Origin of the sequence: Pseudooctadecabacter sp., assembly GCF_020627745.1 — a bacterium.
Lineage (GTDB): Bacteria > Pseudomonadota > Alphaproteobacteria > Rhodobacterales > Rhodobacteraceae > Octadecabacter.
Genome location: NZ_JAHDGE010000057.1, coordinates 1 through 9616, shown reverse-complemented (window position 1 = coordinate 9616; position 9616 = coordinate 1). Strand labels below are relative to the sequence as shown.

General features: G+C 62.5%; 9 protein-coding genes. 2 read left to right on the top strand and 7 right to left on the bottom strand.

Annotated features, from left to right (window positions below; translation table 11 throughout):
* The 4 genes from QZ653_RS14370 to QZ653_RS14355 all read right to left on the bottom strand — a co-directional run.
* A partial coding sequence (locus QZ653_RS14370; protein WP_296421098.1) for a DNA primase occupies nt 1–794 on the bottom strand: 794 nt, incomplete at its 3' end.
* 32 nt (nt 795–826) lie between these two features.
* Complete coding sequence (locus QZ653_RS14365) at nt 827–1723, bottom strand: DMT family transporter (RefSeq protein ID WP_296421095.1); 897 nt, start codon at nt 1721–1723, stop codon at nt 827–829.
* A 37-nt stretch (nt 1724–1760) separates the two neighbouring features.
* A complete protein-coding gene (locus QZ653_RS14360) occupies nt 1761–2369 on the bottom strand; it encodes a LysE/ArgO family amino acid transporter (RefSeq protein ID WP_296421093.1) in 609 nt (202 codons plus the stop codon).
* A gap of 77 nt (nt 2370–2446) precedes the next feature.
* Nucleotides 2447–3202, bottom strand: a complete 756-nt coding sequence (locus tag QZ653_RS14355) for a YebC/PmpR family DNA-binding transcriptional regulator (RefSeq protein WP_296421091.1) — start codon at nt 3200–3202, stop codon at nt 2447–2449.
* Nucleotides 3203–3389: 187 nt separating this feature from the next.
* Between QZ653_RS14355 and QZ653_RS14350 the strand changes: the two genes are divergently transcribed.
* The gene (locus QZ653_RS14350) at nt 3390–5168 is read left to right on the top strand and encodes an SLC13 family permease (RefSeq protein WP_296421089.1); all 1779 of its coding nucleotides are present in this window, start codon (nt 3390–3392) and stop codon (nt 5166–5168) included.
* Nucleotides 5169–5223: 55 nt separating this feature from the next.
* On the top strand, nt 5224–5958 hold the full coding sequence (locus tag QZ653_RS14345; protein WP_296421087.1) for a glutamine amidotransferase: 735 nt from the start codon (nt 5224–5226) through the stop codon (nt 5956–5958).
* Nucleotides 5959–5981: 23 nt separating this feature from the next.
* Here the strand turns inward: QZ653_RS14345 and QZ653_RS14340 are convergent, their stop codons facing one another.
* From QZ653_RS14340 to QZ653_RS14330, 3 genes are read right to left on the bottom strand one after another with little or no spacing between them, the layout of a single operon-like run.
* A complete protein-coding gene (locus tag QZ653_RS14340; protein ID WP_296421086.1) occupies nt 5982–7763 on the bottom strand; it encodes an SLC13 family permease in 1782 nt (593 codons plus the stop codon).
* A gap of 20 nt (nt 7764–7783) precedes the next feature.
* Nucleotides 7784–8710, bottom strand: coding sequence for a DMT family transporter (locus QZ653_RS14335; RefSeq protein ID WP_296421084.1), 927 nt, complete (start codon nt 8708–8710; stop codon nt 7784–7786).
* Nucleotides 8707–9522 (bottom strand): TIGR00282 family metallophosphoesterase, encoded by an 816-nt coding sequence (locus QZ653_RS14330; RefSeq protein WP_296421082.1) that lies wholly within the window; start codon nt 9520–9522, stop codon nt 8707–8709. Before QZ653_RS14330 ends, QZ653_RS14335 begins: the two co-directional genes overlap by 4 nt.
* Nucleotides 9523–9616: the final 94 nt, after the last annotated feature.

Genomic DNA, 9616 nt, shown 5'->3' with positions numbered 1-9616 from the left:
ATCAGCGGCTGGCCTTTGCCCGCCGCTTCACGCGCGGGTTTGAGGTTGAACAGATTACGGCCCTTATCAAACAGCTCCGTCTCGGGGGAGTTCAGGTACTTGGCGTTGTCATCGGGGTCCATCGCGCGGCCGCCAAAGGCAATCGCGCGCCCACGGGCATCGCGGATCGGGAACATGATCCGGTGGCGGAAGGTGTCGTAGGGCTTTTTGCCCTGGTTCGACGCCTTGGACAAACCACAACCGAGGATCAGGTCTTCGGCCACGCCTTTGCCGGTCAGATGATCCCACAGGTTTTGCCAGCCCGGTGGGGCAAATCCGATCTCCCACCTCTCCAACGCCTGTGGGCCCAATCCGCGCCCTGCCAGATAGTCACGCGCCTGTGCGCCCGCGCCGGTTTGCAACTGCAGCCGGTAGAATTGCACGGCCATTTCCATCACTTCGGCCAGTTGGGTCCGGCGGTCGGCCTTTTGCTGGGCCTGCGGGTCACGGGCGGGCATGGTCATGCCCGCTTCGCCTGCAAGGATCTGCACAGCCTCCATGAAGCCCACATTCTCAGTCTCACGAACGAAGGAGATCGCGTCACCCTTCGCGTGGCAGCCAAAGCAATAGTAATACCCTTTGCGGTCATCCACGTGGAAGCTGGCGGATTTTTCCTGATGGAACGGGCACGGCGCCCACAAATCGCCCTTGCCCTGGTTGGACTTGCGCTGGTCCCACATGACCTTGCGCCCGACGACCTGCCCGATGGACAGCCGGTTGCGCAATTCGTCCAAGAATCCCGGTGGCAGCGACATGCCCCCTATATTGGGCCTCACCCCTCCAGAGTCTATCCCTTGGTCTGAAACGACGCGGGCGTGGCCTGCCGTTTGGCCCGCGCTTCACGCCATGTGATGAAGCTTACGGAGGCGAGGATCACCGTGCCGCCCAGCACAACCCAGATGTCCACGCCTTCGTCAAAGACGAAGTAGCCCAGCAGCACGGCCCAGATCAGCTGCAAAAAGGTCACCGGCTGTGTGACCGTCAAGGGGGCCGCCGCAAAGGCCAGCGTCATGGAATAATGTCCGGCGGTGGCAAAACAGGCGACCAGAAACAGCCAGCCCAGATCGCCCATGGTGACAGGCACCCAGACTGCGTAGGCGAAGGGGGCAAGACCAATCGTGACAGTGATCGACAACATCCCCACGACGACCGCCGCAGACACTTCACCGGACAGCTGCTTGGCGATCAGGTAACCGGCGGCAAACCCCACAGCCGTTCCCAACATGGCGATATGGCCTGCATCGACCTCCCGAAAGCCGGGGCGCAGGATGATCACCGCGCCGATCAAGGCACAGATGACCGCGATCAACCGCCGCGGCGGAAGGCGTTCGCCCAACAGCAGGGCAGCGCCCAGTGTGACATAAACCGGCGACAAATAATTCATGGCCGTCACATCCGCGATGGGAATGCGCGCCATGGCGTAAAACCACAAGATGACAGCCAGCGTGTGCACGACCCCGCGTGCGGCAAAAAGTTTGATCTGACGGGCGCTTAAATGCGCCGCCAGAATGGGCCGGATCATGGGGATCAAAAACACCAGCCCCAGCAGATACCGCAAAAACGCCCCTTGGGCGGCAGGGACATCCCCGCCTATATGTTTCACAATGGCCGTAACGGCGACGAAATTCAGCCCCGTCAGGGCCATCCAGAACACACCAATGAGGGGACGATCTTGCGCAGGCATGGCGGCACTCAACGCCCACGACGCGCCGGACGCAACCTTAAACCGCGCTGACGACCAAACCGATTGCGATCACGACCATCACCACGCCGATGATGAATTCCAGAATTTGCCACGCACGCGGCTTGATCATGACCGGCGCAAGCAACCGCGCGCCGTATCCAAGTGCCACGAAAAACAACGCCGACCCGGCGCTGGCCCCGGCCCAAAAGCCCACGCGGGCCTCTTCAAACTTGGACGCCACCGACCCGACCAACAACACCGTGTCCAGATAAACATGGGGGTTCAGCCACGTAATCGCGAAACAAAACGCCAAAGCGGCGCGCAAGGATCCTTTGGGCGCAACCGTGGGGTCCAACGCCTCCCCCCCCGCAAAAGCGCGCCGAAAGCTGAGAATTCCGTACGCAAACACAAACGCCGCCCCGACCCACAACATGACGGGGGCCACCGCAGGCACCGCTTGGGTCAAAGCCCCGAAGCCAAACACGCCCAGCGCCATCAAAATCGCATCGGAAACGGCGCAAAACAAAACCAGCGGCCCCACATGTTCGCGCCGCAGCCCCTGTTTAAGGACAAAGGCATTTTGCGCGCCCACAGCCACAATCAGTGACAACGACAGCCCGAACCCGTTCGCAAACGCCCAGATCATCGCTCCGCCCCGTCTCTCTGGTTCAAAAATACCTCCGCCGGAGGCGCTAAATTTCGAGAAATTTAGCCCCCCGCTGCCTAGTCTTCGCTGTCGGCAAAGGCCTGCATCACGTCGTCGGGCGCATCCAGATTGGTGGTGACGGTCTGGACGTCATCATCGTCTTCCAACGCCTCGACCAGCTTCATTACCTTGGTCAGACCGTCCAGATCAACGGGCGATGTGATGTTGGGCTGCCAGATCAGCTTGGTCGATTCAGATTCGCCCAATTCCGCCTCAAGCGCGTTCGACACTTCGTTCAGATCGGTGTCCGCACACAAGATGACATGGTTTTCCTCATCACTTTGAACGTCCTCCGCACCCGCCATAATCGCGGCCTCAAGCACGGTTTCCGCATCCCCCACAGAGGCCGGATAGACCACCTGCCCCTTGCGGTCGAACATGAACCCGACGGAGCCGGTCTCCCCCAGATTGCCGCCCGCCTTTGAGAACGTAGACCGCACCGTCGACGCCGTGCGGTTCTTGTTGTCCGTCATCGTCTCGACAATCACAGCCACCCCGCCAGAGGCATAGCCTTCATAGCGGATTTCATCATAATCCTCGGCATCGCCCCCGGTGGCCTTCTTGATGGCCCGTTCGATGTTGTCCTTGGGCATGGATTGCCCCTTGGCTTCCTTGACGGCCAGCCGCAGACGGGGGTTTTTGTCCGGGTCCGGATCGCCCATCTTGGCGGCAATCGTGATCTCCTTGGACAGCTTGCTGAACAGCTTGCCGCGGATCTTGTCCTGGCGTCCTTTGCGGTGCTGGATGTTTGCCCATTTTGAATGGCCTGCCATGGGTCGTCTCCCGTTCGGTCTTATCTGGATTTCAGCGCCTTCTATAGGGCACAGCATACCCCGCCTGCAATGGCGCTTTGTTCGGGCGCCCATTGGCAAAGCGGCCCACAGGAACCATTGTGGATGTCGACAGGTTGTGCGAGGCGCAATCACTCAGCGATTGTTCGTGAACGAGAGGCCGCCCCCCATGACACCCGATCAAATCATCCTCTTCACCCTGTTCGGACTGGTCTTCGCCATGCTGCTTTGGGGCCGGTTCCGCTATGACATCGTGGCCTTCGGCGCTTTGCTGGTCGGCGTCGTTCTGGGCGTGGTCCCGACCGAGGATGCGTTTTCCGGCTTTGGCCACCCTGCCACGATCATCGTGGCGCTGGTGCTGGTTGTCTCCGCCGGTCTGGTGCGCTCGGGGGCTGTCTATCTGATCACCCGCACACTGGTGGATGCCTCACGCAAACTGGGGGGCCACATCGCTATCATGGGCGCCATCGGCGGCGTGCTGTCGGCGTTCATGAACAACGTCGCGGCCTTGGCGTTGCTGATGCCTGTGGACATCCAGACCGCCCGCAAGGCGGGCCGCTCACCGGGGCTCAGCCTTATGCCGCTCAGCTTTGCGACCATCCTTGGCGGCATGGTCACTCTCATCGGCACACCACCCAACATCATCATCGCCTCCATCCGCGAAGACTCCTTCGGCGAACCCTTCGCGATGTTCGATTTCGCCCCGGTGGGCGGGATCACAGCACTGGCGGGATTGATCTTTGTGGCCCTGATCGGCTGGCGGCTGATCCCCACCCCGGACGGCAAGGCCGCCGGGGCCACCTTGGAAAGCTACACCGATTATCTGGCCGAACTGACGGTGCCTGACGGCAGCAAACTGATCGGCAAACGCCTGCGCGAACTCTACGATGACGCCGAAAAGAACGATGTCGCCATTCTGGGTCTCATGCGGGACGGCAAACGCCGATACGGTACTGCCCAGAACTCGACGCTTGAGGCGCAAGACATCATCATCATCGAAGCCGCCCCAGAAGCGCTCGATGAATTCCGGTCGGCCCTCAACCTCGATTTCACTGACACGAAGCGCGAAGAACTTCTGTCTGCGGCCTCAGACGGCCTTACGGTGATCGAAGTGGTGGCCACCGAAACCTCCCGTATCACCGGCAAGACCGCGGACGCCATCGGCCTCGCATGGCGGCAGCGCACCGTGCTGATGGGGCTGTCGCGCAAGGGCAAACCGGTCAAATCGCAAATGCGCAAGACGGTCATTCAGGCGGGCGACATCCTGTTGCTGCTGGCCCCCAATGATGCCGCCGCCGACGTGACCGACTGGCTGGGCTGCCTGCCTCTGGCAGATCGCGGCGTGGCGGTGACGGTCAATTCCAAGGTTTGGCTGGCCATTGGCCTGTTTGCAGGCGCTGTGGCGCTGGCCAGTTTCGGGCTGGTCTATCTGCCCATCGCGCTGGGCCTTGTGGTGATGGCCTATGTGCTGGCCAAAATCGTGCCGCTGTCCGAACTCTATACCCATATCGAATGGCCCGTTGTCGTGCTCTTGGGGTCGATGATCCCGCTGGGGGCCGCATTGGAAACCTCTGGCGGCACGGAACTTATCGCGGGCGCGCTGGTCGGCCTGACCGAAGGCCTCGCTCCGTGGATCATCCTGACGGTGCTGATGGTGGTGACGATGACCCTGTCCGATGTGCTTAACAACACCGCAACCACCATCGTGGCCGCCCCTGTGGGCATCCAGATGGCCGACAGCCTGAATGTCTCGGCCGACCCGTTTCTGATGGCCGTGGCTGTGGCCGCCTCCAGCGCCTTCCTCACACCCATCGGTCACAAGAACAACACCCTCATCCTCGGTCCGGGCGGCTATTCCTTCGGGGATTACTGGCGCATGGGCCTGCCGCTGGAACTTCTTGTGGTCGCCGTCTCCATCCCCGCAATCCTGGTGTTCTGGCCGCTTTAGGCCGCAACGCCCCTTTTCTTCTGATCCGAAAACTCCCCCCGGAGGGTCCTGTCCGATGACCAAATTCCTCATCCTGCAATTGCGCCCCGAAGACGAGGCAAGCGATGACGAATACGCGGCCATTTTGCGCGCGGGCGGGTTGCAGGCGGATCAGACCCACCGCATCCGGCTGGATCGTGACCCCCTCCCCGATCTCGATCCGCGCGATTATGCCGGCACCATCGTGGGCGGTGGCCCCGGTTGCGTGTCCGACGCGGCCGCCGACAAAACACCCTCCGATGCCCGGGCCGAGGCCGCCTGCCTGTCGCTGATGCCACGGATCACCGACCACGATCTGCCATTCATGGGCTGCTGCTACGGCATCGGCATTCTGGCGCATCATCTGGGGGCCGATGTGTCCAAGGCGCGCTTTGGCGAAAGCGTGTCCGCCGCAACCTGCACGAAAACGGCACAGGGTGAGGCTGATCCGCTTCTGGCGGACCTGCCGCCCAGCTTTGATGCCTTTGTCGGCCACAAGGAAGCCGTACAAAACCTGCCACCCGACACCGCGCATCTTCTGTCCGGCACCGTCTGCCCTTTCCAGATGATCCGGCACAAATCCAACGTCTACGCCACGCAGTTCCACCCCGAAGCGGACGCGCACAGCTTTGCCACCCGCATCCGCATCTACCGCACCAAAGGCTATTTCCCGCCCGATCAGGCTGAGGCGTTGACCAGACTGGTCCACGCCGCAGATGTGTCCCACGCGCCCCGCGTCCTGCACGCCTTCGTGCGCCGCTACCGCCCCTGAATGTCGTGTGTGTTCTGGTGCTGCTAAAGCGGCCAGATGAACGGAATGACCGCAGATGCCAAGATCCCGATGCTCAGGTTCAGCGGGATGCCGACCCGCATGAAATCGCTGAATTTATACCCGCCAGGTCCATAGACCAACGTATTCGTCTGATACCCGATCGGTGTCGCGAAACTGGCCGACGCCGCGACCATCACCGCCACCACCAAAGGCCGCGGGTCCAGCCCCAGCGCCTGACCCAACCCGATGGCAATGGGCGTGACCACGACCGCGACCGCATTGTTGCTGACCGTTTCGGTCAACACCGAGGTCAGCAGATACACCGCCCAGATGATCATAAACGGCGGCAACAGCGCCAGTCCGGGTGCGACGGCCTCGACGATCAGCGCCACTGCGCCCGAGGCCTGCAGGGCGGCACCAATGGCCAGCATGGAAAAGATCAGCGCAAGCAGCCGTCCGTCCACAAAAGAGAACGCCTCCTCCGCGTCGATGCAGCGGGTCAGCAAAACAACAGTGACCGCCAGTATGGACAACAGGAAAATCGGGGCGGCGCCAAAGGCCGCCAATGCCACGATCCCCACCAGTGCCGCCAGCGCAATCGGCGCGTGCGACCGGCGAAACGCGCGTGCCGACGGATGGGACACATCCACCAGATCCATCTCCAGCGCCAGCCGCTGGATGTCTTCACCCGATCCTTCCAGCAGCAAGGTATCGCCGACCCGCACCACCAGATCATCCAGCTGCCGCCCGATGTTCTGGTTGCGGCGGTGCACCGCCAAGACATAGACGCCAAACCGCCGCCGCAGCCTCAAAGCCCCCAGCGTCCGGCCGATCATCTTGCAACCGGGCGTGATCAGGACCTCAACCGTCTGGGTTTCCACCGCCGACACCTGATCCACGCGACGCAGTTCCTTGTTGCGTTGCAGGGACAACAGCTCCGTCATGGCGGTGCGCAACACCACGCGGTCGCCCACCTGCAGGGTCACGGATTTGAGATCGCGCCGCAAGGACAGATCGCCCCGCACCACGTCCACCAGCCGCACACCTTCGCGTTTGAACAACTGCACGCCTGTCACCTCACGACCGATCAGGTTGCTGTCGGGGGGGATCACGGCCTCGGTGAAAAAGCGCATTTTCGACCGGTCGGACAGCAGGTTCGCAAGGCTGTCACGGTCCGGCAACAGGCGCGGCGCGATCACGCCCAGATAAAACATGCCCCAGATCACCAGCACGATGCCCAGCGGCGTGACCTCGAAAATCGTGAACGGCTCCAACCCTTCGGCGCGGGCCACACCGTCAACAAGCAGGTTGGTGGAGGTCCCGATCAGGGTCAGCGTGCCCCCCAAAATCGCGCCGTAGGACAGCGGGATCAGCAGCTTTGACGCGCTCATCCCCATGGTTTTGGCCAGTTGCACAAAGATCGGGATCATCACCACGACCACAGGCGTGTTCGACACGATGGCCGAGGCCACGACGACAAAGGCCATCAACGCGGCCAAGGCCAGCACGGGGCGTTCCTTGGCGTTGCGTTCGGCCAGCCCTGTCAGCGCTTCCAGCGATCCGGTGCGCACCAACGCGCCCATGACGATGAACATCGCGGCAATGGTCCAAGGCGCGGGGTTCGACAGCACCGTCAGGGCAACGTCATAGGGCAGCACGCCCGAGGCCAGCAGGATCGACACGCCGGCCATCGCCACGACCTCTGTGGGATAGGTTTCGCGCACAAAAAGCACAAACATCACCGCGACCACGCCTAGCGTCAGCAGCGCCTGTCCCGTTTGTGTCAGTCCAAAATACTCAACCATTCTGGCCCCTTGGTCAGATTTTACCCACGCGGAGTTGCGCCCTGCACAGTGTTGCGCGCCCCGTTGTCCGGTGCAAGTCGTGACCGCACGGGACGCACCAGCGTCAGCCCCAAAAACATCAGGCCCAGCGCGATCCACACGCCCGCCGCATAGCGTTCGTCCAGCAGGACCATCGACCACACAATGCCGAATCCGGTGACCAAATAGGCGGTTTGACTGGCAAAGACAGCGCCCGCCACGCCAATCAGCCACAAAAAGCCGGTGTAAATGACGGTATGGCCCACCGCCGTGGCGATCACGGCCAGACTGGGCAGGTCTGCGCCGATGCCTTTGATCTGGCCCGTCAGCATCGCGGCGATCATCGACACCGGAAGAAAGATCACCGCCGCCCCCGCGAAGGCCTGCAACGGGTGCAGCCCCGCCATCCCGCGTCCTGCCAGCAGGGTGGAATTGAGCGCATAACACAGCGGCGCCAGCAGCCCCACGGCCACCGCCCACAGCGCCCCGCCGCCTACATCCCCGCGTGAGGTCGCGATCAGAACCATGGCCACGAACCCCAGCGCAAGCCCCGCTGCGCGTGCCGTCGTCAGGACCTCGCGACGCAGGGCCAGCCCCATCAACAGGGCAAAAATCGGGATCGTCGACAATATGATCGCGACCAGACCAGCGGGCAGATGGGTGACCGCCGTGAAGGACGCGAAATGCGGGATCAACGTGCCCAAAACCGCGACCTGCGCACAAATGGCCCATTGCGCACGTCCCTTCGGGCGGCCCATCCGCGCGGCCAAAGCCCCCGCAAGGATCAGCGTCACAACGCCTTGCCAGACCATGATCCCGAAAGGTTCAAACCCGCCCTCGACGGCGATCTTGTTGGCAGGCTGCATCGCGCCCCAGCCTGCCCCGAAGGTCACAAGGGCCAGCCACGGCAGCACGTTGGAGGGTGTCATTCCGGCCCGTGCTGGGCCAGCCGTCCGCCCTGACGGACCGGTTCAACCCGCGTGGCTTTGCCGGTGCGGTCATCGGTTTCGACGTATAGCCCGCTGAGCGTGGCCTCCCCCATGGCCGGTTCAAACCGGGCCTTTGGCATGCCGGTGATGAACCGGCGCAAGGGTTCTTCCTTTTGCATGCCGATGACGGAATTGTAGTCGCCACACATGCCCGCATCGGACTGAAAGGCTGTGCCGCCGGGCAGGATCATCGTGTCGGAGGTCGGCACATGGGTGTGGGTGCCCACCACGATGGACGCACGTCCGTCGCAGTAGTGGCCCATGGCCATCTTCTCGGACGTGGCTTCGCAATGGATGTCAATCAAAGACGCCTGCACAGCGCCGCCCATGGGGTGGCCCCGCATAACGGTGTCCACGGCAGAAAACGGATCATCAAAGGCGCGTTTCATGAACACCTGCCCCAGCACTTGGGCCACCAGTACCTTCCGGCCCCGCGTGGCTTCGAACACCCGCGCGCCCTTGCCGGGGGCGGCTTTGGAAAAGTTCAGGGGACGGATGATGCGCGGCTCGGCCTCGCAGAACTGGATCATGTCCTTTTGGTCAAAGGCGTGATCGCCCAAGGTGAGAACGTCTGCCCCAGCCCCCAGCAGGGCCTGCGCGTGTTTCGCGGTCAGCCCCGCCCCGTTGGAGGCGTTTTCGCCGTTCACCACAACGAAATCCAGCCGCCATGCCTCACGCAGCTTGGGCAGCCGGTCAAGAATTGCAGTGCGGCCAGCGCGGCCCATGACATCGCCGAGGAACAATATTTTCATGGGGTCCGTAGACCAAGACCAACGCCGTTGCGCAAGGTTGAAATGTGCGCGCTCAAAGGGGGCTCTGCCCCGTCCTTCGGACCCCCCGAGGTAT

Excerpts from the sequence above, each read along its gene's own strand:
- QZ653_RS14340 (WP_296421086.1), bottom strand. The coding sequence starts at position 7,763 with ATGGTTGAGTATTTTGGACTGACACAAACGGGACAGGCGCTGCTGACG.
- QZ653_RS14360 (WP_296421093.1), bottom strand. The coding sequence starts at position 2,369 with ATGATCTGGGCGTTTGCGAACGGGTTCGGGCTGTCGTTGTCACTGATT.
- QZ653_RS14345 (WP_296421087.1), top strand. The coding sequence starts at position 5,224 with ATGACCAAATTCCTCATCCTGCAATTGCGCCCCGAAGACGAGGCAAGC.
- QZ653_RS14335 (WP_296421084.1), bottom strand. The coding sequence starts at position 8,710 with ATGACACCCTCCAACGTGCTGCCGTGGCTGGCCCTTGTGACCTTCGGG.
- QZ653_RS14350 (WP_296421089.1), top strand. The coding sequence starts at position 3,390 with ATGACACCCGATCAAATCATCCTCTTCACCCTGTTCGGACTGGTCTTC.
- QZ653_RS14330 (WP_296421082.1), bottom strand. The coding sequence starts at position 9,522 with ATGAAAATATTGTTCCTCGGCGATGTCATGGGCCGCGCTGGCCGCACT.
- QZ653_RS14355 (WP_296421091.1), bottom strand. The coding sequence starts at position 3,202 with ATGGCAGGCCATTCAAAATGGGCAAACATCCAGCACCGCAAAGGACGC.
- QZ653_RS14365 (WP_296421095.1), bottom strand. The coding sequence starts at position 1,723 with ATGCCTGCGCAAGATCGTCCCCTCATTGGTGTGTTCTGGATGGCCCTG.